Genomic DNA, 25,976 nt, shown 5'->3' with positions numbered 1-25,976 from the left:
CCTAAAACATCGAAATGGCGGCACCAAGGATACCAAACAGGATGATACCAGCCAGAATATAGGTTACCTTAAAATCCTTTTTCAGGAAATAGAAGATCAGTCCGGTAAAGCATAGTGGTAGAAGATTAGGCATAACGCCGTTAATGGTGTCCAGAATTTTCACATCGTCGTAAGCTACCGTCAGGGGAACACTGACATTGGTTGCGACCATTCCGCCTATAACCATCAATCCCAGAATACCGGCTCCCTTGAAAATCTTATCCATGATGCCGGATTCCTCTACCTTATTCAGAAAGCTGGTTCCCAGCTCATACCCCTTGTACATCAGAAAATAACGAGATGCAAAATTCGGAATATTGAAGATAAGCAGATAGATGATGGGTCCCAAGATATTGCCCTTCAATGCCAGAGAACAGCCCAGACTTGCGGCTATTACACGCAGTGTTCCAAGAAAGATTGAATCACCGATTGCCGAAAGCGGCCCCATCAGTCCTACCTTAACAGCATTGATGGATTCAGTATCAAAGTCCCTATCATTCGCATTCTGTTCTTCCATCGCCGCAGTTATACCAAATAGTACTGTACAGATAAATGGGGTAATATTGTTAAACTCCAAATGACGGGCCAATGCTGCTTTCATTTGTTCCTCATCATCTTTATATAGCTTGCGCAATACCGGCATAAGGGAGAATGCCCATCCCAGATTTAACTGCCTTTCGTAATTAAACGATGAATTATACGCTATTGAACGAACAAACACCTGCTTTAAATCTTTTTTTGTCAGCTTCTTCTCTACAGAATTAGAATTCATTATCATCCATACCTCCCATCTCCACATTGTTTTTCTTACGATCATTCATAATAACCAGCAGAGCAATTAAAATCGCGATGCATGCAATACCAAGCACAGGAATCTGCAGATAGCTGGCAATCAGAAAGCCGATAAAGAAATATGGAGCCAGCTCCTTACTGATAATCATTTTCACCAGCATGGCAAAGCCAAGGGCAGGCAGCATGCCACTTGCAGCTGACAATCCCTTCATAATGAATGCCGGTATCTGATCAAGCACTGCCTGAACTGCAGGACCTCCGACATAGAAACAAATTCCGACTACAATTGCCATCGGCACACAGTATGCCAAAGTTGACCATACATGCATGGCAGCTACCTTGGAGTCATTCCCCTGTAATGCATAGCTGTCTGCACGGTGTACAAAGAATCCTCTTACAAACGTATAAATAACCTGTTTTATCAGCAAGGCGAAGGTTGCAATCGGAAGGGAAAGGGCAACTGCCCCCTCGATACCGGAGCCTGTGGTTATTGCAAATGCCGTACCCAGGATTCCACCGGTGTAAATATCGGGTGGAAATGCTCCACCGATTGTCAATGTCCCCATGTAGACCAATTCCAGACTGGCCCCCACCATTAGTCCCTGCTGTACATCATTCAATGCGATACCAACCAGTACGCCGGTACAAAGCGGACGGTCATATTGTGAATATCCTAGAGCATCTCCCATATAGGCAAGAAAAGCTATCAGTGCTATCAATGCTGCTTGTATCATACTTCATTCCTCTCTTTCATTTAAAGTCGCTTAACGGGATCACTGGGAACCATACGAAGCTCTACATCAATATTCTTATCGACCAGCTCCCGAAGCATCATTTCCTCTTCATCTGTAAAATTGATATTATGATTGGAGGGATGCGGATGTGTATGCTCTCCTGCTTTCAGACCTCCAATGTTGACGATATGGATACGGTCCACCTCACTGGCAAGACGATAGGCATCCGTTACATTATCCACAACAATAAACAGATTGTATTTATCTGCTTTCCCGCTGTTTAATGCCGCGATGGATTCCTCGATGCCTTTTACAATCAGCTTACAGCTGGATGGCTTGGCGAGGCGAAGCGTTGTTCTGCGCAGATCATTGGTTACACAATCATCATTCGCAATCAATATGCAGTTGACCCCGAGATACCCGGTCCAGGAAAAGGCTACCTGTCCATGCAGAAGTCTGTGATCAACACGAAGCATTTTAATCATATGTTCATCCTCCTAAAAATCGTTTTCTTCCTGCAGGTGTAAAGTGTCTCCACTGCAGAATACTATATAATCACTGTTATGCTCTACGATTTTCTGAATCGTATCTGATTTTAATTCGTCCGGATACAGTGCTAATTCCAGCAGCAGACTGAGATTTAATCCGGAAACCAGATAAAACGGATAATCCTCTGTAAAACGCATGAATTCGTTATTCACACTACCTCCCAACAAGTCTGTGATAACCAGAAGCGCCTGCTTTTCATAATCATGATCAGCTACCAGCTGTCGTATGTGTGCGCTGTAGTCAACGCTACGATCAATATAAGCACAAAGCGGTTCTACATGGTCCTGCTCTCCCGCAATCATTTTAAGACTATCCATAATACCTTCTGCAAATCTTCCATGACTTGCGATAATAATTTTTGTTTTCATTTAGAAATCCCCCTCTTGCGTTCCATGCAGTTTGTCTTCTTTGATATAATCATATAAATAGGATATTTCGCTCATAGATAGCTCTACGCCATAATGGCTGCATACCTTTGTGAAGCTTCTTCTTACTATCTCTATGAACTTTCTGTTTTCTTTCTCAAATTGCTGCAAACCCTCGTGATTGGTAATGGGTTCTTTTGTTACCAGACGTTCAATCATACAGCATAGATGAATATACAATCCAGCTAGCGTATTTCCATAGAAGCGGCGGTCCAATTGCAGCTGCATTTGATTGACAGCACCCTCTACAAACTCCAGCAGCTTTTTTGCATCCAGAATAGATAAGGTATCCAATGCATTGCCAAGTGAGAAATTATGGATTAGATTTCTCGTAAATGTATCTATATCTTCAATCGTCAAATATTTATTAAGCAAGGTTCTCAGATAATCCAGCTGATTAGAGGTAATCAAATCCTCCAGTGATATAAACTGCTTCGGACAATCAATGCTGGAACAGATACCGGATACAAATAGAATATCATATTCCTTTGCAATTTCATTCATATAGTCTTCATTTCTGAAATCCAATAAATCGATAGAAAGCATTTCGATATCAATCGCCTTCGGCAATGAATCCGCGAATAATTCCCGCATGCGGTTCGCCATTTTGATTCCATTATCCGATATGAAAATTATCAGATCCTTTTTCTGCTTATTTTCTACAAGTGTATAGGTACTTGTAGAATGCTCTGCCGCGTTCCTTAATAATGACTCCATATCCGCTCCCTGCAGTATAGATTCTCCGATATCCAGAGCAAGTCTTGTCGATACATTATTGATAATGCCGATGTTCTTATTGTCTATCATAGTCAGCTGCTCATCAATATGCTCCAGTGATCCCATGTCCACAAGCAAAAGGATATCATTTTTTATTGTATAGCGATCAATATAACGTTTCAGGCGGTCCGCAATATCCGGCATGGAGGTATCCAGAGGCATATCAAAGGCTTCAAACAGATAGCTGCCCAGCAGAGAATTTATAGCCTCGGCCATGCTGCTGGCAGTGGAATAGCCATGTGCGATTATAATGGACAGGTATTTATTCTGATGGGCATGCTCATGATAAAATCCGAGATGAATCATGAGAATGATTTTTTCCATATCATCAAACCCTAATTCCAGATTCGCAAGCAGTGCATAGCTCAGCTTTTCACTGATCAGATACCCCTGAGGATACTGCTTTTCCAACAGACTCAGACATTTGCTGATTTCATAGGCATGCTCCTGTTTCCATTCCTCAAGTATCCTGTTATGGGACTGCCTGCCATAAATACAAGCCGCAAACAGCGGGCTGCAGTGATATGGAATCGAAACGTTGTACGTGGTAAGAACGCGGTTCAAAATATTACGAATCGTATGCTCTAACGCAAGAATCTGCTGATTCGTATATTTCTCGTTATATGCGATTGCACTGCAGTATTGTGTCAATACACCATTCAGCTCCTTAACATACGATATCATAGAAGTCGCTTCATCCTTTGGAACACGATTTAATATAGTTTCAAACAGCTCCAGCAGCTTTCTTGATTCTTCATTTCGTTTATAGGAGGAAATATCCACATACTCCACCTGTTCCTCCATATAGTCCTGTTCACCTAAATCCATTAAAATGGAATCCGGAAGCTGATACATGCGGATATACAGCTGCTCGGTTGTTTCTTCCTCACTGTTTGCACGTGCACATACATCTTCTACCGTACGTTTTAATTCATCTATATTGCGTTTATAGGTTCTAGTCAGAAGTATATGAATCAGATTTTTACTGACAAACAGATATCTTCCCAGCTTCCATGACTGCAGCTTAAAGAAATGTATGATAAGCTCTTCCTTATCATCCTGATAGCGCTCATCCAAATTCGGCATCCGGCAAATGATCGGGAAGCATTGAATCAGGTCATAATCCAGATATTTCTGATAATCCTCATCCAGTGAAAGGATGATTCTTGCACGAAGCGTGATACGGTTTCCTCCACGAATAAAGCCTCCATCCTCCAGAATACGCATGAGGAGCTGCTGATCATGCTTGCTCAGATTCTGCGCTTGAGTAAGGTAGAGAATACCGCCTTCGCATTGCTCCAGCAGCCCTTTTTTGATCTCTGTTCCCAACAGCTGTTCTGCCAGCTGCATATCCTGTTCAAGGACCTTATATTTCTGCAGCAGCGCCTGTTCCGGAATAATCCCTGCATCCTGTCCATACTCAAACATCTTCTGACACATAAGCGATTTCCCACTGCCTTTTTCTCCATAAAGAATCACCGGAAGACCATTTGGAGGATATTTTAATGCGGATTTCAACTGATCTATCACAGTATGAAGAGAAGTGTCATATCCGATCATTTTCATAAAATTACGCTTAATACATGTTTTTTTAGACAACGTATCCAGAAAATCCTCAACGCTGTAAAACATACTTTCTTTAAATTGCACCTGAAACTGTTCCTCAATGTTTTTTCTGGAAAGAAAATACACAGGTCGTGTAGCAATTTTCACAAGAAGCCCTTCCTTTACAAAGCCATTGAGATACTGGCTTGCCAGAGATCGGCTGATATGAAGCTCATTGCTCAAAATATGAGCAGAAAACTCCTCGATATTCCTTAAATCCAACTCCACCTTCTTTGAAAGAAGATATTCCAGAATTTCATTTTTTGTGCTGATTGTCATTTGCATTACTCCCTTCAATATCTGATACTGTTATTTAGATTATAAAAGAGATAAAAGCAGTGCACAACATTGTTGAAAATTTAAACACTAAAGCCTGATCTTTTCTTTATGCAAACACTTTTTTTCACTCCTCAGCTGCCATATTTTTCCAAACCATCCAGAGCCTTGTTCACGATATCCGTACTGGTCAGGTGGAATTTCTCTTTTAAATATTCTTTTGTTCCTACTTCACCGAATTGATCATCAACGGAAATATGACGAAGCAGTGCAGACGTTTTCTGCTGTGCCATGACATCAGCTACCAGCTCCCCGATACCTCCATATCGGCTATGGTTCTCGATTGTGACAATAACCTTATGCGTCTGTATCACATTTTGAAGAACTGTTTCATCTACCGGCTTTATGAAGAACAGATCAATCACACTTGTTGATATTCCCTGTTCCTCCAGCTGCTTTGCACTTTCTAATGCATCATAGACACCGGCACCGATGGCGATGAGCGCAACATCTGAACCTGTTTTTAAGATATTAGCCTTTCCGAATGTAAAGGAAGAGCCCTTTGCGTATATAGACGGCACCGGTTTTCTTGTACAGCGGTTATAAACGATTCCGCCATTCTGCTCATACCATTTCAGAACCCAGGAAAATGCAACACTGTCTGCCGGTGCTACAACATGAACTGACGGAATTGCACGCATCATAGCAATATCCTCAAAGGTGGTATGTGTTGCCCCATTGTACAACGACCAGTAACCGGGATCTGATGCATAAATGTGAAGATCCTGCTTGGCGAATGCAGCAGAGATACATACCTGATCCGCAACTCGTCTGGATACAAAGGGTGCAAAGGAATGGACATAGGGGCGTATTCCAATGCGTGACATCGCTGCAGCAGCTGCTATCATATTTGCTTCACAGATGCCGAAATTAACAGTATGCTTTGGATATTTATCGTACAGATATCCGGCGCCGGACGATCCTGCCAGATCCGCGTCACAAACCATAATAGGCCTGCCATTCAAAATCATCTGTTCCAATGTTTGTCCATATGCTTTTCTAACCTCACTGATTTCATGATTCTCTGCCAGCTGCCAGCTCATATGTTCAGCTCCTTTCCTGTCTGAATGATATAGTCCTGAAGCGCCTGCTTATCTGCTTCATTAAATGTCACATGGTGTGGATTCTCCTGCTGTTCAAAGTAGGGAATACCGGCTCCCTTAACCGTGTTTAATAAGAGCGCACTTGCCTGCCCCTTTCTTTTTATGCATTCGGAAAGCTTTCGATCAACATCCTCCACTGCATTCCCATCCACTTCACACACATGAAAACCGATACTTTGAAACAAGGAAGGAAAATCAAAGTCACAGCTGACCTTTCGCAGCAAGCCGTCTACCTGCTTCTTATTACAGTCAACCATAACAATACAGTTATTCAATCGTTTATTTGCGATGAACTGCAACGCTTCAAACACCTCACCCTCATTGCATTCACCATCCCCTACTATACAAAACACATATCCTTCTCTCTCCATTGTCTTTAACGCATAAGCAATTCCGGCAGCCTGAGAAATCCCCTGCCCAAGGGAGCCGGTCGTTACCTGAACACCGGGTGTTTTCATGCGATCCGGATGAGAAGGAAGCAAGGTGCCGTTTTCATTCAAGGTGTGAATATGCTTTTGATCCAGTCTGCCTGTCAGCATCAGTACCGCATAATAAGCAGGTCCCGCATGCCCCTTGGATAAAACAAACCAGTCCTCTTCCTTCATGTAATTTCCAAACAGAACTGCCAATGCATCACTCATGGAAAGAGCACCGCCGATATGACCATCACCGCGATAAAGAACCATATCGCAGGTTACCCTTCGTATTTTGCTCGCAAAAGCTTTCAACTCACACGTATTCATTCAACCTTTCCCGCCTTTCTGTAAATCGCTTTAATGTCCTGTAATGACAGCCTCTTCAGTTGTCCGATACTGTCAGAGCGAAGGAGACAGTTTTGTGCCATGGTCTGTATGATTGCTTCATCAATACACACGTTCAAATCTGTGATACAAACTGGCATGCCCACTCTTTTGAAGAAGGATACAAGCGCCTGGATACCGAGCGTTCCACAGCGATCATCATTTACTTCCTCTATACCCATGACTTGACGAGCAAAGGAAGCAAATCGTTTCGGATGATATGGCCGGACATAGGCAGCCCAGCTTCCCCATAAGGCACACAAGCCTGCTCCATGGACAACATTAAATAATCCGCTGAGCTCATGCTCCATACGATGACAGGCCCAATCTTCTTTTCTGCCTGTCCCGAGCAAACCGTTATGGCATAAAGAGCCCGCCCACATCAGGTTAGCTCTGGCCTCATAATCCTGTGGATTTTTTATGCTTTTTTCGATACTGGATAATACCACACGCATAAGACCTTCACACATACTGTCAATCAATTCTGTGTTATCCGTTGGAGAAAAATAACGCTCCATTGCATGCATGAGGATATCGCAGGCTCCACTTACCATTTGATAATACGGAAGTGTGAATGTCAGTGTCGGATCCAAAATTGCGAATACAGGATAGAGCTGTTCATCATCACAGGCTCTTTTCAGATTCCCGTCATCAATGGTAATCACCATAGAACAGCTGGATTCACTACCTGAACCGGCAATGGTCGATATTACGCCTACATCAAGCGCCCGCTTTATTTTTTGATCTCCTAAGAGGATATCCTGAAGTCTTACGGACGGTGCTGCCAAGCATACCGCTACTGCCTTTGCCGTATCTATAACAGACCCGCCTCCAAGTGCAAGAACCACATCCACAATATCATCCTTTACGTTTTTGACGATTTGTTCGACCTCTGACAGCTTTGGATTGGGATGTATTCCCCCTTGTACAAAGCAGGAAATGGAACAGGACTCCAACTGCGTTGTTATTTGCTTTAATACACCGTTAACCTTACAGTGAGATCCTCCGTACAATACCAGCGCAGAACGATATCCGCGCTTTAGCAGTTGATCTTTCAATGCATGCAGACAATTCCTACCAAAGATAATTTCTGTTGGATTTTTATAAATAAAATTTTCCATAGCATACCTTTAGCGATATTTATCGGCTTGCCCGATACATCCGAACAGCTGCATTTTGTGAGTGATTACCCTTTTCGCCTCCCGCTTGCCAGATACAAATACGTCAGGTGTCCAAAAAGCATCTGTTTCTATAAGCATTTCCTTTGTACCCTGAAAAAATGCTTTGCGATAGTCACTTGCAATATTGACCTTGCAGATCCCATGGCGGCATGCTTCTGCGATTTCCTCATCGCGATTCGCAGAGCCTCCGTGTAAAACAAGAGGACGTGTATTTAATTTTTCAATAGCCTCGAGAATATCCAGACGAAGCTTCGGCACAAATCCTTTCGGATAGATACCGTGTGCAGTACCTATCGCGACAGCAAGCGTATCAGCATTCGTTCTGGTCAAAAAGTCGGTAACCTCCTCCGGTCTGGTATAGGTTACCTGTTCCACGCCTCCCTCAACGCTGTCTGATAACGCGCCAATCGTTCCAATTTCCCCTTCTACTGACACATCGACACCATGCGCAATCTCAACAACGGTTTTTGTGAGTTTTACATTGTCCTCATACGCTAATAATGAGCCGTCAATCATAACAGATGTAAAGCCGCAGCGTATTGCTCGTATGCAATCCTGTATGGTCTTTCCGTGATCCAGATGCAGGACACAGGGAACACTGCTGTTTTGCATCCGCTTCACAGCATAGGCGAAGAAATCCGATCCCACATACGAAAATTCCGGTGGCGCAAGTTCAACAATTACCGGTGCATGCTGCTCTTCTGCGCATTCCATAACTGTTGAAAACAGAAGGCTGTCGCATACATTAAATGCTCCCACTGCAAAATGATGCTTTTTCGCTGTTTTCAGCAGGCACTCCATATTCATCAGCATTTTTCATCTCTCCTTTCTGATGACCTCATCATAACGAGGATAAAAAGCAGCGTCAGAATTGTTGAAAAATTTTTTTATGTTTTCATACATTTCCACCGTAATCCACCGCTTTATCACTTCTTTCCGATTTTTTTAACCTATACGAAAAGCATCCGTATTAGGAATAAGCAAGTGGGGAGGTTACTGAAAAAAATTTGAATTACTGATGATTTGATATATGATTCTCCCCTAAACAGCATAATAAAAAGACACTGTAATGAATCACAATGTCCTCATCAAATTATGATACTGCCTTACATGTTGCTTTCGCAGTTGATGAAAGCTAACAGCAATTAGATCTCAAACAGCGAAAGGTCAAGACCCTATGGACCATGGCTTCCGATTTGCTGCTGTTAAGCGTATCTGCATAATCAAAGCGGTATAGCTTCTGCCGTCAGCTTTTACATGATGAAAGCTGCTCATACGATACCATACCATGGTTAAGGTACCACATGCTATGGAATAGCCTTGAAAGCCAGCTGTACTTTCATACCCTACTCCTCATTTCGATAGGATGCCAGAAAGACATCCAGCTTCCCTTTAAATTCCAGCATACCCAAGCCTTCCGGAACAAGCAGAGTTTCTCCTTTTCTGACAGGTACCCCCTGTATAGTTCCTTCCCCCTCTACACAGGTATAAAATGCAAAGCGCGGATGTGAAAAGCTTCCCATCCTCTCTACCTGAAGGCGCATAAGCGTGTACAAGCCCGGTTCATCCCAGTATCTCGTCACATGAATGCCGCGTTCAAGGGAAGCCGGATATCGTACAAACTCGGTTGAGGTATCCGGCATATTTACATTTTCATATACCTGCTCCGGCTGAATTTCACGTTTCCTTCCGGTTGAGGGATCTATGCGGTCATAGTCGTATAAACGCAGGGTGCAATCTGCATTTCTTGAAATATTATAGGTTAATACGCCACTGCCGATCGCATGCAGTGTTCCTGCCGGAATGTCGATGAATGCATCCTTTACCGCCTTCAGGTATTTCAACAGGCCATCCCAATCCTGCTGTTCTGTTTTTTCCCTGAATTCTTCAATTGTTTTCGCCTTGTGGCCGAACTGGATTTTACCATCCTCTGTGGTATCCAGTATAACCCAGGCCTCCGGCTTCCCGCGGCCGCCGTTATATGCTCTGGCAAACGCATCATCCGGATGCAGCTGTACCGATAAATCAGCGATGGGATCGAGAATGTTCACACGTACAGGAAGCTCTTCTGTATCACAGTTAAACCAGTCCGGATATCGCTTGTATAATTCTGAAAGCGTCATATCCATTTCCGGCACCACACAATCCGCATGTCCCTTCAATGCGACTACATTATAAACCTCTCCCAGCGGCCGTACATCTGTATGATAATTGAATTCTTTTTCCAGACGCTCACCGCCTCCCCACATACGTGGTTCATAAAACGGCAGAATTTTGACGATTCTTTTCATATTCCTCCTCCTGTGCCATCCAGATCGGCACGATTTTCTCATACTGCTTATAAGCTTTTGCGGACAGAAAACCATCTGTGATGATACCGTCAATTTCTTCCCATAAGCACATGGTATGGAATCCTGACTCCTGAAATTTATCACTATCCGCCAGTACATAGACGCGTTCACTTTGGCGTACCATGGCCTTTTTTGCCTCCAGCTCCTGATAGGAGTGCGTGGTTGGACCTTTTCTGTCCAGAATACCGCTTGTCCCTAAAAAGCAGATATCCGCATGAACAGATTCGATTGCCTGTACACACCAGCTGCCTGTCAACGAACGGTTTTTCTCCCGTTTTTTTCCACCGGTGAGAAATACATTGTGACATCCGGCATCCAGACTTTCCCATGCGAGCAGTGAGTTTGTCACAATATCAAGCGGGCGATAATCATTCAGAAGCTTTGCCAGCTCATGCACCGTCGTGCCGGCATCCAGAAAAATGACTTTGGCATCCTCCAAAAAGCCAAGTGCATACCGGGCGATTTCCTGCTTCCGGGCACCATGCTCCATACGGATGGGTAGACTCTGCTCGATATCCTGCTGAGAGAGAGATGCCCCGCCATATTCCTTACGGGCGATTCCGATGTCCTGCAAATATGTCAGGTCCTTACGGATCGTTTCCATGCTTACCTGATATTGCTCTGCCAAAAGCTGGGCTTTCACATAGCCCTGTAACAGCAGCATTCTGATGATTTCATTACGCCGTTCAAAGGTTGGTATCTTCACATGCTGTTCTCCTTCCTGATGACAGTATACAAAATTTGTGCCATCTTCACAAATTGCGGTTTCTTGCGATTTTCTTTTATTGTAACATAAAAGTTGTGTTATCCTGCGATTTTAAATGCAAATAAAAGCCTGCTTCAACAATCATCGAATACATATATGTAGAAGTAGTTATCGATCTCTGTGTTTCCAAATACGTTGCAGCAGCCGTTTTATCTATTTTCTGTGGAAATTGTTTCATTCCGGAAAGGATTACGCTATAATTCAATTATATTTCAGTATACGAAGGAAAGGAGTATGTCCTATGTTAAGTGAGGAACGACGGAAAAAAATACTGGAGCTGCTGGCAGATGAGAAAACGATGAGCGTGGAAAGACTGGCACGTTCCATTTTTGTAAGCGAGCCGACGATACGACGAGATCTGATGCAGCTTGCGAAGGAGGGCTCTATCAAGCGAACACGCGGCGGGGCTTCCTATGTTAATCCAGATCTGGTTGACTGGCCCTTCTCCTTCCGTCAAAAAGAGAACATCCGTGAGAAGAATGAGATTGCACGAATGGCAGCACGTCTGGTACAGGATGGTGATACGCTGTTTCTTGATAGTGGAAGCACCTGCTTCTGTCTGGCAAGGGAGCTGCTGGAAAAAAAGGATCTTTCTATTCTTACCTACGGAGTCAATAACGCACGCATTCTCGCTGAAAATGAAACCTTTCATGCTCAGATTACCTGCGGACGGTACATGCCGAAAAGAACGAGTATTTACGGATAAGGAACGATCGACTATATCCGACGCTTTCATGCGAAATGGTGCTTCATTTCCGCTCCCGCATTCCATCCTGAAAAGGGCTGCTTCAATTACGATGCAGAGGAAGCAAAGATCAAGAGGGCATTTTATGATAATGCGGATCATACCGTTTTACTCCTGGATCATACGAGATCGGGGAAACCTTTCAGTATCTGGAGCTGTCCATGGCACAGCTATCCGTCATCATCTACAATGGACCTGTTTCACATCAGCTACAGAAGCTATGCGAGCTGCATCATGTACGACTTATTTGTAATCAGGAGGGCTTACTTTCCTATCGAAGCCAATTACAGCAGCAGGAGAATCTGTAGCTATCCTTACTCATTTCTCTGATACTGCCTGTATATCGGTTGTTATCATCGCCCATTTCCTGCATGCTGCCTTACTGTCATTTACGATCAACCATCCATACCTGCAACAGCACAAAGAACAGTATCTTATGAGGGCACCTCTCTTCGCTGAACAGCTTGTTATGCATGATTTTTTCTGGTATGGGAAAGCTGTATATAAAAAGGTATGCTCCTGTATCAGGTTCTGCTTACTTTAAAGTGTTTACAAAAAAGAGGAGAAATCAATACGATTGTAGATAACGTTCGTTTTGAATTCTCCATGTTTTAAATTTCCCGCAATCAAGTAAGAATTTGCATCACACCTCGCATACCTTTTCCGTTTCTATTGAATACGAATCAGGCGATAATAGCTACAGCCCTGCCTTTTCTCTTGCCTGTGTGATGATTTCCATGACAATCAGACTCTCCTGCTGTCCTTCCTCTACCCGTTTCCAGTCCTTTTCACGCACAATACGTTCAAATTCGATGAACTCAAATTTCATACGATGTACATCCGGATGCGAATTGAATTGACCTTCTTCCTTTGTATCACGGTATTTATAAGCTACCGCCGAGCATACTGAGGCGGAGCCCTCCACCTCCAGATATCCGTTTTCACCTTCAATCACTGCCTGAGAAGGTCCCTCGCAATCCTTTGCGGCAATACATACGGATTTAAAGCTGCCATAATCCAGCACCAGAATACCGGATGTATCCACGCGTTTTTCGATGTTTGCAAAATACTGCACATTCTTCGGCATCCCGAACAGACCTGCATTAAAATGCACATTGTATACATTCAAGTCCATCAGTGCGCCGCCTGCCATATCCGCATTAAATGCAGGCAGAATTTCTCCGCGCTTAAAGGCATCATAACGGGAAGAATACTGCGAATAGTTACAGGAAACCACATGGATATTTCCCACTCTGTCCAACTGCTTCTTCAGCTCCAGATAATTTGGATAATATTGATTGGTTATCGCCTCCAGCAGCATGACATTGTGCTGCTTTGCAAGTGCAATCAGTTCCTTCAATTCATCCACATGGACCGTAAACGGCTTTTCACAGATAACATGCTTACCGGCAAGAATCGCCTTTTTACTGAATTCATAATGCAGATGGTTATTGATTGCTACATACACCGTATCAATTTCATCCAGCTTCAGCATTTCCTCATAATCCGTATATGTATGAGCAATGCCATGCTCCTTACTTAATTTCTTCAGCTTTTCCTCCGACCGCTTTGTAGCACAAATCCCGATCAGCTCGATTCCTTTGATATCATGTACAAATTCCAGCAGACCCTGTACAACGATCATGCCTGCTCCTGCAATACCCAGTTTCATAACAGTTCCCTCTTCTTTCTTACCCATAATGTAGCATATCTTCCCGTTTCTGTGAATATCTGTTTCATAAATATGTAATTTTATTTGATAAACGATGTTTCTGATTTCTATGCAGTCTGTATTGATTATAGTTTTAGAGCATATCCTTATGTATGAATCTAATTGATTTTTTCTTCCGCTTCTTCACTCGTTTTGTCGATAGTCTCCTGAATTTCTTTTATATCAAGGTCAAAATCAATCAGTTCATCTAACAACATACTGTAAAGCATTGCCATCTTTTTAGACTGGCGAATATCAGGAACTGTTTCATCCGTTTCCCATTTCGAAACAGTCTGTCTGCTTACCCCCAGCTTTTCCGCCACATCCTCCTGCGAAAGCCCACACCTTTTTCTTGCCTGAAATAAATTGTTACCTAAATTCATTTGATTTTCCTCTGATTTTCCTCCTTGTTGGTTTGTAGCCTTATTATATTCCTTGACAAGGACAAACTCCACCAATTAAAATTATCAAATCTGCACGTTTTTTTTACATATAAGGAACTTATAAATTTCTAATTTACTTTATCATAATATTGCTATTGCAATCAAAATCCATAATATAGTGTTCATCTGATCATCTGACATACCTCTATAAATTCTGATTTGTTCAGTTTGATAAACTGGGATTTGTTGATTTCATAAACAGTATTTCTATATCTCCATTGATAAATCCAATGTCACTCTTTGTGTGTTTAATTCCCCCGAATTCGAGGGAATTAAATTATCTCAGTACTTTCGTAGTCCGCTCCTCCAATATAGACATTTGATGTATTGCAATTTTATTGAGTTTCACCAAGCGTTCACTTTGATTTAATCCATCTTCTATTAGAACAGCATTTATATTTTCCATATTAGAAATACAGATTAATTCATTTATATTTGCATAATCTCTAATATTTCCTCTTTTATTAGGATTTTTTTCACGCCATTGTTTTGCAGTCATTCCAAATAATGCCACATTTAATACATCTGCTTCTGATGCGTAAATTATAGATATTTGCTGAGAAGTAAGTTCACTCGGAATAAGATTCGCTCTAATTGCATCTGTATGTATATGATAATTTATTTTTGCCAGTTCTCGCTTTGCGCTCCATCCTAACAACGCCTGTTCTTCTTTCTTTAGACGATCAAACTCTTTTATTAGATAAAGTTTAAATTGTGGTGATACCCAACTTGCAAACTCAAAAGCAATGTCTTTATAAGCATATGTACCTCCATACCTTCCTGCTTTTGCCATAATTCCCTTAGAGTTAGTACGCGATACCCACTGTTTTACTGACATAATAAAGCGATTTAACCCTGCTTCTAATAATATTTCTTCATATCCACTGGAGTTAAATTCTCTATTGTACATTTCTTCCCAAATACCAAGGAATTCAATTGTGTTTTTATTTCTCAGCCACTTTTCTATTAATGCTGGTCCATTTTCAATTTTTCTTACCATATCGGTTAAAGAAATGTAATCATCTTCCTCAATTTTAAAGATTTGTATTTCTATTCCTTCAACGTTAAGTTTACTCATACGTATATTCACCTCTTATTCCTAAATTTTGATAAATATTTTCTCTGACAAATTCTGATTTTTCTCTCAGTTAAACTGAATTTTTTACTCTTCTACAACCTGATACTTGCATTATTCTATAACTTTATGTGAATATTGTACAAGTCCTTTTCTATCATATTATCGCTTTGATACTTATCTGCCCATTTTAAGAGATTGATTAACATGATACAGCGTTTTTAAAGAAGGATTAATTCCTTGAAAATGAATACACCTTTTCAAGCGAATCATGAACATACAGCAAGAGTACTGTATACGTCCTTTATGATCAAAAACAATGCTCATTTCCAACCAATTCCACACCTGTACTCAAAATGCTATTCTCCTGCCGGAATCGGATCGCCAATTTTCTTTTTTTCAATCTTCCCCCACTCTCTGTTCTCACACCAGTATACCGTATTATCCGCTATATCAAACACCATAGATACCACGGTAGGACATATCGTCTGTGAAGTCTGTCTTAAAACCTCAAAACAATCCGAAACATCAAAATCCTCACGTTTATTCTCAAGCAGCCTTACAGCCTTATCATATCTGTCCAACCCCATCCAGGGGTGCTTTTCAGTACTGCCCTTGAATGGAGAAAAATTTGTTAAAACGGAGAATTTCGGTTTCGGTAAATATCGTATTCCCTGCCCCGGAATTATTTGCAAAACATTACCGTGGCGATCTGATAGCTGTGATTGAAAGGTGATACCCAAAACACTCGATACCGCTTCATGCTCAGCAATCGTTTTAATTTCATCAAATGTTTTTTTCCCAAGCAGTAAATCAATATCCAGATTGATGATATTCAGACTATCCGAACCCGCAGGATTACTTCTCTCATCGAATGGCCAGCATGTCGGCATAGCTACAAAATCCCCTCTGGAATTTGCACCGAATAAGGGAAGCCAGCCTTCTTTATCGTCCTGTATAGCGATATAAACTCTATCTTCCTCAGCCACCACCTGATATTCCATATCCAGTATATCCAGATTGAAGCCGATGATTGTTTTATTGCCGTTTGAAATTATACTTGTACACATCGTATGTATCCTCCTGTTGGTTTCGTATGCTGCCCATATCTTCCTGTCTTTTCTTTATCGTTTGACCTAGCAACCAGAAATATGCCTGCATGATCACGATTCCCTTTTCTGCATCCATCATCCATAAGCAATTTTAAAAATTCGATATGGAAGAACCGGATGAATGTATATTTTTTCGTATACTGAATCTGTTTATATACATGACATAACCGTATCATAGCACATAATAATGTATTTGCGGGTAAAAGTTCATAAATTGCGGAATGTTATACATAAGAATTCACATGGTACAGGTTCTTATTTTTTCGTATATGGATAGTCCTAAACCTGACTGGTCTTATACGGGATTATTACGCCTCCAGTATAACAAAAACAGGCCTTCTACGCTCTCAGATAGAACATAGACAAGACCTGCCTCTCATTGATTTTACAAAATATCCTCCAGCCTCTTCTGATCGAGGAGAATCAAAACATGCCCCTCAATCCGAAAGATTCCTTCCTTTTCCATGCGCTTCAGCTCCTGATTTAGGGAGGAACGGCTCACATGCAGCGTATTCGCCCAGATTGTCTGGGAACGCGGGAGCGGTATGCGTTCATTTTCTGATAAATGGTTCATACTCAACAGCCAGTATGCCACGCGCTTTTGAATCGTCTGATACAGCAGACAGCTCAGCAGCATCTGATTGCGCAATCCCCGTTTTGACAGATACAGCATAAACGCCGTCATCATTTCCGCATCCTCCTTCAGCATTTCCTCCAGATCGGATACATGCATCCAGGCAACGGTGGTCCGTCTTACTGCGACAAGTGTATACGTATACTGCCGTTTTCCTGTGAAATACAGCAGCTCCGGAAACACATCGTTATCCTCAAAATAGGCGCTGCACAGCACACTTCCCTGACTGGTATACTGCTCCGCCTTTAATACGCCATCCACAACCATTCCGAAATGATCGATCGTATCATTGATTGAATGCAGAATCTGTGAGCTTTTATAGGTTTCATACTGCAGCCGTTTACCATAAATCTCATGGTGCATACAGCGGTGGGCAAATATCGGCATAAGACCATAGGGTTCCTTGCGCATGGAAATCCTCCTTTATCCGTTTACAGAATCAGGCAAACACCGCATCCAGAAAGTCACAGACATCATCGTAATCATGCTCTCCGTGAAAGCGACGTAACTCTTCCCCGTTACGATATACTGCCACAACCGGAATCCCCTGTACATGACAGGCTGCAACGATATCCTTATTGGCATCAACATCCACATAGCGAATCAGGAAGCTGTTCGCAAATTCCTCCTGCAGGGCCTCCTCCAATACCGGATGCAGCGCCTTGCAGTGTACGCAGCGCTCCGCACCAAACAGTACAAGCACCGGCTTCTCCTGCTGCTTCAATACCTTATCATTCCACTCCGCCATGCCGTTAACCGGATCAAACACCTCGGTATCTACAGAGAAAACCTTTTCGCGCAGGCTCAAATCCTCCTCATCATCGGTTGCCACACACAGTGCCACATCCTGATAATACGGTAGGCTTCCTTCCACATCAATCACTGTTTTTGCGCCAAATGCTCCGGCATTCGGCATACGGAAGGTCGTGTTGTCAATGCGTGGAATCGCTATTTCCTCTGGTGTCGGCTCCTGTGGGACATAGCTGTACGGATAGCGGTAGCCGCGATAAATCATATTGTTCTTCGGACCGGTTTCATTATGCGTATAATATGGCGAAATCCACTCCCATACAATTTCATGATCTGCAGTTACCTCTATTATACGACCATCGCTTCCTTCTGTCACGAGGGTATTTCCATTCGGAAGACGCTGGGCGCTGGATACATACGGACTGTAGAACTTGCTGGCATCGGTTGGAATGGCATGATTTAACTCCTTTGGTGTCAGCTTCCACACTACCTCCAGTGTGATGGGATTAAATTCCAGCACACGGCTGTAATCCCGCAGCGCATTCTTGGAGCCGTTGCGGCTTCCCGGATTTGGAACACCATAGCCTCCCCAGCCTCCGTTATCAAACACCATCAGGTTTCCTTCTCCCGGAAGACCCTTCGGTATCATATGGAAATGATGCTGGCCGATGATCCAGCCAAGCTTTCTCAATTCCGGAGTCGCATTGAAATCCGGGCCGATTTTCCATACGATCTTACCGCTTTCCTTATCCAGAATGGCAAGGATGTTTGCTTCACGGCAGTCAAAGATGATATTATCCGGCTTAAAGCGCATATCTCCCTGCTCATGCCATTTGTTTGGACCGAGATAGCTCATGCAGTTCACATGCAGATAATCACCGACACCGCCGTCACTGGAACGCATATTCGGATCGCGTGCCAGCACATTCTTTGCGGCTTCATCAAATCCAAGCTCATCAAAATGCTCGGAAATCGACCACTTCCATAAAATATTTCCTTCCCAATCCACCTCGATCATCGCGTCATCCAGCAGCTTCTTATCGGAGATTGCCGGATTTTTAATCGTCTGATGAACCAGAATCAGGGTATTACCTTCCAAAGGTTTGGCATCCATTCCCGGTACATAATAGCCGACCGGATTGCCTTCGCGTTGATAATCGTGGTGCTGCCGCGCCATCCAGCGGTGATCTCTTCCGGGATCGTTGATATGTTCAAATCTGTCAAACTCCCATACGATATTTCCATCGTAATCAATTTCAATCAGATTCACACCATCCTGCATACCGTAATCCGGATGGCGGTATCCGCTCAGTCCCATCACATAGCCGCCGGGAAGCAGCTTGGGCGGCATGGCGTGCATATTCCATCTGCGCACCTCATTGCCATTCATATCAAACAGCAGAACACCGTCATTGATCAAGGGTACAATCGTATACCCGTTCCAGCATTTTTGTGGATCATATACGGTAACTCCGTGTGGAAAAACGAAAGGCTGTCCCATATTACATTCCTCCATTCTATGGTTTTGCTATGCCTCTTTACCATTCTTTTTTATCAATTTGCCATGTTCAAACATTGCACTGGATAAGGTTCCGTCCATATGCAGCAGCTGATACAGCAGGGTCTGTCTTGTAATATCCTGACGAATGACTTTATAATCATCCTTCAGGGCCTCCTCAAGCTGTGTTACCTGTTCAATCTGTGAGCTTTCATACGGATTATAGAACAGGAATGCAACTCTTCCGGAATCCGGTGTCAGAATGCTTTCCAGCTGATTCCTCTCCCTGCAATACCGCTCACTTGCCGTAGCAGCAATCGCTCCGTCTGCGGCTGAGGTGACCACCTGGCGCAGATAGGTCTGTGTACAGTCCCCCACTGCATAAATACCGGGAACACTGGTTTCCTTTTTCTCATTTACAAGAATATATCCCTTTGCATCACAGGCGACAACCTCCTGTACAAACTCCGTCTGCGGTACCATCCCGACAAAGAAGAAGATACCATCCGCCTTTACTTCCCGCGTTTCACCGCTGACAACGTTTTTCAGGATGAGTCCGCGGACCTCCTCCTCCCCCAGAATCTCCTGCAGGGTGGTGTTCCAGACGAATTCTATTTTCGGGTTGGCATAGGCCTCATTCGCCGCCATTTCATTGCAGTCCAGATGACCCTCCTCATGCAGAACGATGACGGTTACCTTTTTTGCGAAATTGGTCAGATATCCGCTTTCCTCGATTGCCTGATCTCCGGCTCCCAGCACATAGATTTCCTTATCCCGGAAAAACTCCGCATCACAGGTGGCGCAATAGGCAACACCATGTCCGGCCAGCTCGATTTCATTCGGAATACCGAGAACCCTCGGCTTTGTCCCCGTATCCAGAATCACACAGTCACCGACAAAATCTCCGCGTCGCTTTGTGTGTACAAGAAGCGTGCCGTCCTCCCTTGCTTCCAGACCGGTTACCGTTGTCCGCTTGAAGACATTTGTGGCATACGACTGGGCATGTGCTTTAAATTTCTGCATCAGATTGGCACCGCTGTCAGAGATAACACCCGGATAATTTCGGATTTCCCTGGTATCGTTAATGCGGCCGCCAAAGCTTCCCTTCTCAATCATGAGGGTTTTTCGTCCGGCTCTTCCTGTATAGATGGCAGCTGCCAGACCGGCTGGCCCTCCTCCGATAATGATGACATCATAGCGCTTTTCCATATATCTCACTCCTTTGCATGATGGTATTTCCTTATATAGCTATGTTCTCCTTCTCTTTCTGCACCAAGCATGACCCAGATGATACATACCAGTGTCAAAAGCAGGCAGTAATAAGAGGACAGGAATATTTGAAACGGTGTGACAACCGGCAGATAGGTATGATTTGCGGCCAGCTGGTTGATCACGGTGACAGCCCCCATCACAAAGGCACTGTTGATAGGGATGATTGCTGTTATATTGGTTGTCATTGCAGTTAGCAGGATGCTTCTGCGCTCCGCTGAAATCCCGGTCCTTTTTCCGATGGTATCCGCGATATCCTTGAACATGAGAATCGATGGAAGCACACAGCCTGCCAGCAGAATGTTAACGATACCGACGCCAAGGCAAATCACAGCTTCACCACCACATGCACGCTGTACCGCTTTTCGCGATGTAAGATAATTGCAGCATTTTTCCATCATACCGCCCTCTACGGCAATCGCAATCAGACCATAGAGGAGGATGGTGGAAATGATGATATCCACCACACCGGATAAGCCGTCAAACAAAATACCGTGCAGCGCCTGCGTTTCATACTGAATACTGATCAAATCGGAGAACTGAAACAATCCGGTGGCGATTCCGACAACGATTCCTGCCAGAATCGCATACGTAACACCGATAAATAAATTTCTCGTCCTGAAGCAGATGGCCAGCAGCAGAAGAATCGGCAGCAGCATCCACAGTCCCTTCGGATTGCACATGCTCGCAAGCAGCTCGGGATTCTGTGCGTTTCCACTGGTTCCGAAAGCATAAAACAGGATAGCGGACAGAATACCTGCGATTAGAAGATACGGCAGACGCTGTTTCATCACGCACAGAAGATCAGCACTCTTGTTTGTAACAGGATCATGCTGGGAGGCAATCGTCGTATGAATGACCTGAGAGCTTGGGGAGAGTGCGTCCCCGAAGAAAATGCCGCTCAGCATAGCCCCTGTCAGAATCGCAGGATCAGCGCCCATCAGCACACCTGCCGGATAAAAAATCGGTACAACGGCCAGAAGTGCCGCAATCGGTGCACCTGCACCCATGGAAATAAGCGAGGATACAAGAAAACAGAAAACGGTAAAGCTTCCTCCGCTCAAATGCAGATGCATGCCGATCCAGACAAAGCCGGAGCCAATCTGTCCGACAGCAAGAAGCCTGGAAAAGATACCGATCACCATGAAGATCATAATCAGTCTGGCATTGCCGTACTGGGCAAGACCGCGAACAACGGCATCCCAGTAATGCGCCTTGTCGGCACACAGGAGGAAGCCGCTCAGAATGGCAAGTACCGCTGCCAGAATCAGCGCCTTCATAGAGTAATAATGAAAACAGATCATGATGATACCGCTCAGCAGTACATACAATACGATGGGCAGTACGGCGAATTCCTGATGCATATGGAATTTCAATAAAGCGTTTACATCGTTCCTTTTCATATAGCCACCAACCTTGGATCCACCCCTATGATAACACTCCCTTTTTCCTGTTACATGTTGGTATTCCAACAGTTTCTCACTTTTTGTGAATAAAATAACAAATTAAAAAACAGTGATTTTTCACAAGAAAGAAGCCGGGTGAACAGTACAGAATATGATGAGCCTTCCGGATTGAGAACAGCGGATTCGGGTATGGTCTAAGGGCTGCAGAGCGGCAGCGTAACCAGGATTAGCGAAAAAAGGGCCTGTCTCGTAGACAGGATAGTCAGATATAACGAATGTGTGTGATATGGACCGGAAAAAAAATATGGCAGGATACAAAAAAACTTCGTTACGATCGCTGCGTACAATCGTTATCGAAGCTCTGATTTCCATGTTAGCGGTATACAAATATAATATAAAGCTTTGAGATGATCAACCTTACGTTACAGGTTTTCATACACGATAGGTCTACAGTTCTCCGCCGATAAATCATCAAGCTGATATTTATGATTTCCGCTTTATGTCTTATTCATGAAAAGCACCTGTTCCTTATTCACATTCGTATAGCTGCGATCAATTTGATCTCTGCTGCTTTTATGATAGATGAGATAACCTGCAGTATCCGTTTTAAAGGTCACCGTCAGCTCGTTTACTTTACAGGTGTGCATATGATCATCATCCATTTCGCAGATACGTACATAATCCTCCAGTGCAGAATCCTCCAGTGCTTGTTCAAGGGCCTGTTTATCCCAGCGTATGGTGTTGAAGCCCAAGGACAGCAGACGGGTATCCGCTATATTCACCTCTGCCATAAGCCCTGACTGCTTTGTCTGTTCGATATGAAAAGCAGTTCCCTTTTCATCCGTATAGGTGCCGCTGAATTCATAAGGGGCATATACATCATTTGGCTTGGCTGTAGTATCCTGCCTGCTGCCGGATTTACGAATACTCATATCCACAAGCTGTCCTTTATCATTCTCCTGCTTTAAATGAAAGCTTTCTGCGTCTTCCAGCTTTTTTAACGCGGTATCCAGTTGTGCTACGGTATCCTTGTCTTTCTGAAATTCCTCTGCATCTCTGTTAGGCTGAGCACTGCAGGCACAGCACAGCAGGAGCAGCATTATACAGTATCCAATGTTCTTCATAGTTACAGTATACATTTGCATGTCGGTTAAATACGCCACGCACTCCTTCTTTCCTTTATTGTACACGAGGATAGCTGAATTGTCTTCCATTTATTAGCTATACTCTGTCAGCTGTTTTTAATCAGAAGCTGATTCTATTATGGATACCGCTGTATGTAACTCCCCGTAGTATGGCGACACCTTCCGTATACTGCGGCAGGTACGGCTTTATAATAAGATAAAACTGATTAGACAAGAAAGTTTTTCAATATTTTTATTTTATAGATAACTATTATGGTAAAATGAGTTCATAGGAATCGGGAATATGAAAGGAGACGCCAATGAAAAATATTCTTGTGATACAAGGTGGAGGTCGCGTTAATGGAAATACAAGTCAATTAGTAGATTCGTTTATTCAAGGAGCAAAAGAGGCAGGACATAGTGTTGAAAAAATTTCTCTTAATACAATAGAAGTACGGGGTCGTATAGGGTGCAATGCCTGCCGTCATGGAAAAGAATGTGTACAAAAGGATGGGTTTCTTGAACTTATTCCAAAAATTAAAGCTGCTGATTTAATCGTTTTTGCATCTCCCTTATTATTCTGGACACTCTCTTCTAAAATCAAGGCATTTATCGAGAGGTTTTATTGCATTGCAGAGGAAGACCCAAATCCGCCTTTGGGACGATATGAAAGGTATCCGATAAAAGATGCCGCTTTACTTATGACATCTGCAGATAATTTCTTTTGGACATATGAACAGGCGGTATCTTATTACAATTTTGCAATCATAAATTATATTGGCTTTAATGATAAAGGTATGTTACTAGCTGGTGGATGTGGGGGAACATCCGGAAAACCTCAAATTGATAAAACACACCATCTTATAAAAGCCTATAATTTTGGAAAAAGTATTTATAGTGAATAGTACAACTTCGAGATTGCAGAGTTATAAAATTAGAAGTTGAAGAGGTGATTAGGATAATGAAATTAGGTACAACGTATATATGTGTAGAGAATATGAAAAAGTTAATGAATTTTTATGAACTGCTTTTACAATCGAAACCTATCTATACCAACGACGATAGGTGGGTTACATTTGATTGTGGAAATAGTATTTCATTATATAATAAAGCGTTTGATGAAAAGCTACTAGAAAAAGCTGGTGAGGAATGCTTTAATCAAGCCTACATTGATGATTTTTATAAAGAAGATTCAGGTAAAAAGAACAATATTATAATTTTGAATTTTGAGGTTGAAAATTTAAAGTTAGAGCATGAGCGGTTAAAATTTTTACATATTGGAGAAGTATCCCAAATGATGTATGTAAATGTTCATCTTCCGTATTGGTACTTTAACATTAAAGACCCTGATGGAAATATTCTTGAAATAGCTGAAATTGATTGTTGATTTCTTACTCTAGTGAACAGTTATAAACAAGACAACTTAGAAATTATGGAGAAGAATAAAAATGAATAAATATATTAAAAGCAATTTGTTTGTTATTAGTATTATAGTATTTCTCGGTTTGATTACTATGCTATTTAATACTCTTAACTATATTGAAAGACGAATATTTGGAATAACGATTAGTATTATTGAGGTGAGTATTGTGTTCATTTTATCTAAAAGACAAAATTTAAGTTTAAAGGATATGGGGATAATCAAACCAATCAAGCCAATTGCATGGATTGTAGGAATTATAGTAGCTTTAATCCCTATGTTTTTAATGATTGTGTTGAATTGTGGTAATCTTGATACTATGTTTCCACCAAAAACTTCTCTAACAATCTGCATTACACAAACCATTTATTATTTTCTCATTGTTGCACCTTCAGAAGAAATTATATTTAGAGGATTTTTATTAGAAAATTTTAATAAAAACTATAATGAAAATATTAGTATCCTATTGACCTCTTTTGTATTTGCATTAGTTCATGTCTATAATGGAAGTATCATGAATGTTGTAATAGCTTTTGTTATCTCTTTACTTTATTGTAAAGTGAAATTCAATTCTAATAATCGTTCTATTTTCCCATGTATGTTTGGACACGCCATAAACGACAGTTTAAATCAATGGATACCATATTTTATTTTGTAGTAATATCACGCTACAAATTCCAGTTTATCGAACTTAAAACAAGGAATTATGGAGGTTGATAACGTGAATACACCTGTGTTAATAACAAAACGTTTGATTTTAAGAAAATTTACAGATAAGGATATGAAAGCTCTTTTTCTCATTTTGAAAGATGAGGAAGTCAATAAATTCTTACCATGGTATCCCTTGAAAAATTTAGAGGAAACAAGAAAATTTTATGAAGAAAGGTATGCTTTGAAATATGTACAGCCGCAGGCATATGCGTATGCAATCTGTTTAAAAGAAGATAATTTTCCTATAGGCTATGTCAATGTTGATATGGAAGAACATCATGACTTTGGTTATGGACTTCGTCAGGAGTTTTGGCATAGGGGAATTGTTACAGAAGCAGGTAAAGCAGTCATAAAGCAAGTGAAAAAAGATGGTTTGCCTTATATTACGGCAACGCACGATAAAAACAACCCGAGAAGTGGGAATGTTATGCGAAGGGTAGGGATGACATATCGTTATTCCTATGAAGAACAATGGCAGCCAAAAGATTTGCCTGTTATATTCAGAATGTATCAGCTCAATTTTGATGGTAATGAGGATTTTGTGTATAAAACGTATTGGAATATGTATAGCAATCATTTCATAGAGAAATTAGAATTTGATAAGAAATAATTATAATAGA

General features: G+C 42.3%; 26 protein-coding genes. 6 read left to right on the top strand and 20 right to left on the bottom strand.

Annotated elements, in window-relative coordinates; genetic code table 11:
- Position 1: 1 nt before the first annotated feature.
- The 11 genes from G4D54_04240 to G4D54_04190 all read right to left on the bottom strand — a co-directional run bounded on the left by G4D54_04240 (position 2) and on the right by G4D54_04190 (position 11,398).
- Entirely contained in the window at positions 2-817 is an 816-nt protein-coding gene (locus G4D54_04240) for a PTS system mannose/fructose/sorbose family transporter subunit IID (GenBank protein ID QJA01688.1), read from the bottom strand.
- Positions 801-1,565 carry a PTS sugar transporter subunit IIC gene (locus G4D54_04235; protein ID QJA01687.1) on the bottom strand — a complete coding sequence of 255 codons (765 nt, stop codon included), beginning with the start codon at positions 1,563-1,565 and terminating at the stop codon, positions 801-803. Before G4D54_04235 ends, G4D54_04240 begins: the two co-directional genes overlap by 17 nt.
- Positions 1,566-1,585: 20 nt before the next feature.
- A complete protein-coding gene (locus G4D54_04230; GenBank protein QJA01686.1) occupies positions 1,586-2,050 on the bottom strand; it encodes a PTS sugar transporter subunit IIB in 465 nt (154 codons plus the stop codon).
- A 12-nt stretch (positions 2,051-2,062) separates the two neighbouring features.
- On the bottom strand, positions 2,063-2,482 hold the full coding sequence (locus tag G4D54_04225; GenBank protein QJA01685.1) for a PTS fructose transporter subunit IIA: 420 nt from the start codon (positions 2,480-2,482) through the stop codon (positions 2,063-2,065).
- Positions 2,483-5,200, bottom strand: a complete 2,718-nt coding sequence (locus G4D54_04220) for a PRD domain-containing protein (protein QJA01684.1) — start codon at positions 5,198-5,200, stop codon at positions 2,483-2,485.
- A 131-nt stretch (positions 5,201-5,331) separates the two neighbouring features.
- Positions 5,332-6,300: a transketolase gene (locus tag G4D54_04215; GenBank protein QJA01683.1), complete on the bottom strand. Its 969-nt coding sequence runs from the start codon at positions 6,298-6,300 to the stop codon at positions 5,332-5,334.
- Positions 6,297-7,103: a transketolase gene (locus G4D54_04210; GenBank protein ID QJA01682.1), complete on the bottom strand. Its 807-nt coding sequence runs from the start codon at positions 7,101-7,103 to the stop codon at positions 6,297-6,299. Before G4D54_04210 ends, G4D54_04215 begins: the two co-directional genes overlap by 4 nt.
- Positions 7,100-8,281, bottom strand: a complete 1,182-nt coding sequence (locus G4D54_04205; GenBank protein ID QJA01681.1) for an iron-containing alcohol dehydrogenase — start codon at positions 8,279-8,281, stop codon at positions 7,100-7,102. The genes G4D54_04210 and G4D54_04205 overlap by 4 nt, the downstream gene beginning before the upstream one ends.
- A gap of 9 nt (positions 8,282-8,290) precedes the next feature.
- Positions 8,291-9,154, bottom strand: a complete 864-nt coding sequence (locus G4D54_04200) for a ketose-bisphosphate aldolase (GenBank protein QJA01680.1) — start codon at positions 9,152-9,154, stop codon at positions 8,291-8,293.
- Positions 9,155-9,687: 533 nt separating this feature from the next.
- Entirely contained in the window at positions 9,688-10,632 is a 945-nt protein-coding gene (locus G4D54_04195; GenBank protein QJA01679.1) for a mannose-6-phosphate isomerase, read from the bottom strand.
- On the bottom strand, positions 10,598-11,398 hold the full coding sequence (locus tag G4D54_04190) for a DeoR/GlpR transcriptional regulator (GenBank protein QJA01678.1): 801 nt from the start codon (positions 11,396-11,398) through the stop codon (positions 10,598-10,600). Before G4D54_04190 ends, G4D54_04195 begins: the two co-directional genes overlap by 35 nt.
- A gap of 301 nt (positions 11,399-11,699) precedes the next feature.
- On the opposite strand from G4D54_04190, the gene G4D54_04185 reads away from it, so the two are divergent.
- Both G4D54_04185 and G4D54_04180 read left to right on the top strand, forming a co-directional pair.
- The gene (locus tag G4D54_04185) at positions 11,700-12,164 is read left to right on the top strand and encodes a DeoR/GlpR transcriptional regulator (protein QJA01677.1); all 465 of its coding nucleotides are present in this window, start codon (positions 11,700-11,702) and stop codon (positions 12,162-12,164) included.
- A gap of 6 nt (positions 12,165-12,170) precedes the next feature.
- Entirely contained in the window at positions 12,171-12,533 is a 363-nt protein-coding gene (locus tag G4D54_04180; protein ID QJA05148.1) for a hypothetical protein, read from the top strand.
- 367 nt (positions 12,534-12,900) lie between these two features.
- Here G4D54_04180 and G4D54_04175 read toward each other — a convergent pair whose 3' ends face one another.
- The 9 genes from G4D54_04175 to G4D54_04135 form a co-directional block, all read right to left on the bottom strand.
- The gene (locus G4D54_04175; protein ID QJA01676.1) at positions 12,901-13,875 is read right to left on the bottom strand and encodes a Gfo/Idh/MocA family oxidoreductase; all 975 of its coding nucleotides are present in this window, start codon (positions 13,873-13,875) and stop codon (positions 12,901-12,903) included.
- A gap of 158 nt (positions 13,876-14,033) precedes the next feature.
- On the bottom strand, positions 14,034-14,297 hold the full coding sequence (locus G4D54_04170; GenBank protein ID QJA05147.1) for a helix-turn-helix transcriptional regulator: 264 nt from the start codon (positions 14,295-14,297) through the stop codon (positions 14,034-14,036).
- A 337-nt stretch (positions 14,298-14,634) separates the two neighbouring features.
- On the bottom strand, positions 14,635-15,435 hold the full coding sequence (locus G4D54_04165; GenBank protein QJA01675.1) for a KilA-N domain-containing protein: 801 nt from the start codon (positions 15,433-15,435) through the stop codon (positions 14,635-14,637).
- 356 nt (positions 15,436-15,791) lie between these two features.
- A complete protein-coding gene (locus G4D54_04160; GenBank protein QJA01674.1) occupies positions 15,792-16,502 on the bottom strand; it encodes a hypothetical protein in 711 nt (236 codons plus the stop codon).
- A 427-nt stretch (positions 16,503-16,929) separates the two neighbouring features.
- Positions 16,930-17,589 (bottom strand): Crp/Fnr family transcriptional regulator, encoded by a 660-nt coding sequence (locus tag G4D54_04155; protein ID QJA01673.1) that lies wholly within the window; start codon positions 17,587-17,589, stop codon positions 16,930-16,932.
- A gap of 28 nt (positions 17,590-17,617) precedes the next feature.
- Positions 17,618-19,429 carry a thioredoxin gene (locus G4D54_04150; protein ID QJA01672.1) on the bottom strand — a complete coding sequence of 604 codons (1,812 nt, stop codon included), beginning with the start codon at positions 19,427-19,429 and terminating at the stop codon, positions 17,618-17,620.
- A gap of 27 nt (positions 19,430-19,456) precedes the next feature.
- Positions 19,457-20,635: an FAD-dependent oxidoreductase gene (locus tag G4D54_04145; GenBank protein ID QJA01671.1), complete on the bottom strand. Its 1,179-nt coding sequence runs from the start codon at positions 20,633-20,635 to the stop codon at positions 19,457-19,459.
- Positions 20,636-20,640: 5 nt separating this feature from the next.
- On the bottom strand, positions 20,641-22,098 hold the full coding sequence (locus G4D54_04140; protein QJA01670.1) for a hypothetical protein: 1,458 nt from the start codon (positions 22,096-22,098) through the stop codon (positions 20,641-20,643).
- Between the two features lie 500 nt (positions 22,099-22,598).
- Positions 22,599-23,315, bottom strand: a complete 717-nt coding sequence (locus G4D54_04135; protein QJA01669.1) for a hypothetical protein — start codon at positions 23,313-23,315, stop codon at positions 22,599-22,601.
- A gap of 230 nt (positions 23,316-23,545) precedes the next feature.
- Here G4D54_04135 and G4D54_04130 point away from each other — a divergent pair, with 230 nt between their 5' ends.
- From G4D54_04130 to G4D54_04115, 4 genes are all read left to right on the top strand, one after another.
- Entirely contained in the window at positions 23,546-24,130 is a 585-nt protein-coding gene (locus G4D54_04130; protein QJA01668.1) for a flavodoxin family protein, read from the top strand.
- 56 nt (positions 24,131-24,186) lie between these two features.
- Positions 24,187-24,612 (top strand): VOC family protein, encoded by a 426-nt coding sequence (locus G4D54_04125; protein QJA01667.1) that lies wholly within the window; start codon positions 24,187-24,189, stop codon positions 24,610-24,612.
- Positions 24,613-24,673: 61 nt separating this feature from the next.
- Complete coding sequence (locus G4D54_04120; GenBank protein QJA01666.1) at positions 24,674-25,303, top strand: CPBP family intramembrane metalloprotease; 630 nt, start codon at positions 24,674-24,676, stop codon at positions 25,301-25,303.
- Between the two features lie 63 nt (positions 25,304-25,366).
- Positions 25,367-25,966, top strand: coding sequence for a GNAT family N-acetyltransferase (locus G4D54_04115; protein ID QJA01665.1), 600 nt, complete (start codon positions 25,367-25,369; stop codon positions 25,964-25,966).
- Positions 25,967-25,976 lie beyond the last annotated feature (10 nt).

This window comes from [Clostridium] innocuum, from assembly GCA_012317185.1.
Classification (GTDB): domain Bacteria; phylum Bacillota_I; class Bacilli_A; order Erysipelotrichales; family Erysipelotrichaceae; genus Clostridium_AQ; species Clostridium_AQ innocuum.
This window is presented reverse-complemented; position numbering and strand designations above follow the sequence as displayed.

Coding starts and splice junctions, on each gene's coding strand:
- G4D54_04240 (QJA01688.1), bottom strand. CDS start 817: ATGATAATGAATTCTAATTCTGTAGAGAAGAAGCTGACAAAAAAAGAT.
- G4D54_04235 (QJA01687.1), bottom strand. CDS start 1,565: ATGATACAAGCAGCATTGATAGCACTGATAGCTTTTCTTGCCTATATG.
- G4D54_04230 (QJA01686.1), bottom strand. CDS start 2,050: ATGATTAAAATGCTTCGTGTTGATCACAGACTTCTGCATGGACAGGTA.
- G4D54_04225 (QJA01685.1), bottom strand. CDS start 2,482: ATGAAAACAAAAATTATTATCGCAAGTCATGGAAGATTTGCAGAAGGT.
- G4D54_04220 (QJA01684.1), bottom strand. CDS start 5,200: ATGACAATCAGCACAAAAAATGAAATTCTGGAATATCTTCTTTCAAAG.
- G4D54_04215 (QJA01683.1), bottom strand. CDS start 6,300: ATGAGCTGGCAGCTGGCAGAGAATCATGAAATCAGTGAGGTTAGAAAA.
- G4D54_04210 (QJA01682.1), bottom strand. CDS start 7,103: ATGAATACGTGTGAGTTGAAAGCTTTTGCGAGCAAAATACGAAGGGTA.
- G4D54_04205 (QJA01681.1), bottom strand. CDS start 8,281: ATGGAAAATTTTATTTATAAAAATCCAACAGAAATTATCTTTGGTAGG.
- G4D54_04200 (QJA01680.1), bottom strand. CDS start 9,154: ATGCTGATGAATATGGAGTGCCTGCTGAAAACAGCGAAAAAGCATCAT.
- G4D54_04195 (QJA01679.1), bottom strand. CDS start 10,632: ATGAAAAGAATCGTCAAAATTCTGCCGTTTTATGAACCACGTATGTGG.
- G4D54_04185 (QJA01677.1), top strand. CDS start 11,700: ATGTTAAGTGAGGAACGACGGAAAAAAATACTGGAGCTGCTGGCAGAT.
- G4D54_04175 (QJA01676.1), bottom strand. CDS start 13,875: ATGAAACTGGGTATTGCAGGAGCAGGCATGATCGTTGTACAGGGTCTG.
- G4D54_04170 (QJA05147.1), bottom strand. CDS start 14,297: ATGAATTTAGGTAACAATTTATTTCAGGCAAGAAAAAGGTGTGGGCTT.
- G4D54_04165 (QJA01675.1), bottom strand. CDS start 15,435: ATGAGTAAACTTAACGTTGAAGGAATAGAAATACAAATCTTTAAAATT.
- G4D54_04160 (QJA01674.1), bottom strand. CDS start 16,502: ATGTGTACAAGTATAATTTCAAACGGCAATAAAACAATCATCGGCTTC.
- G4D54_04155 (QJA01673.1), bottom strand. CDS start 17,589: ATGCGCAAGGAACCCTATGGTCTTATGCCGATATTTGCCCACCGCTGT.
- G4D54_04150 (QJA01672.1), bottom strand. CDS start 19,429: ATGGGACAGCCTTTCGTTTTTCCACACGGAGTTACCGTATATGATCCA.
- G4D54_04145 (QJA01671.1), bottom strand. CDS start 20,635: ATGGAAAAGCGCTATGATGTCATCATTATCGGAGGAGGGCCAGCCGGT.
- G4D54_04140 (QJA01670.1), bottom strand. CDS start 22,098: ATGAAAAGGAACGATGTAAACGCTTTATTGAAATTCCATATGCATCAG.
- G4D54_04135 (QJA01669.1), bottom strand. CDS start 23,315: ATGGAAGACAATTCAGCTATCCTCGTGTACAATAAAGGAAAGAAGGAG.
- G4D54_04130 (QJA01668.1), top strand. CDS start 23,546: ATGAAAAATATTCTTGTGATACAAGGTGGAGGTCGCGTTAATGGAAAT.
- G4D54_04125 (QJA01667.1), top strand. CDS start 24,187: ATGAAATTAGGTACAACGTATATATGTGTAGAGAATATGAAAAAGTTA.
- G4D54_04120 (QJA01666.1), top strand. CDS start 24,674: ATGAATAAATATATTAAAAGCAATTTGTTTGTTATTAGTATTATAGTA.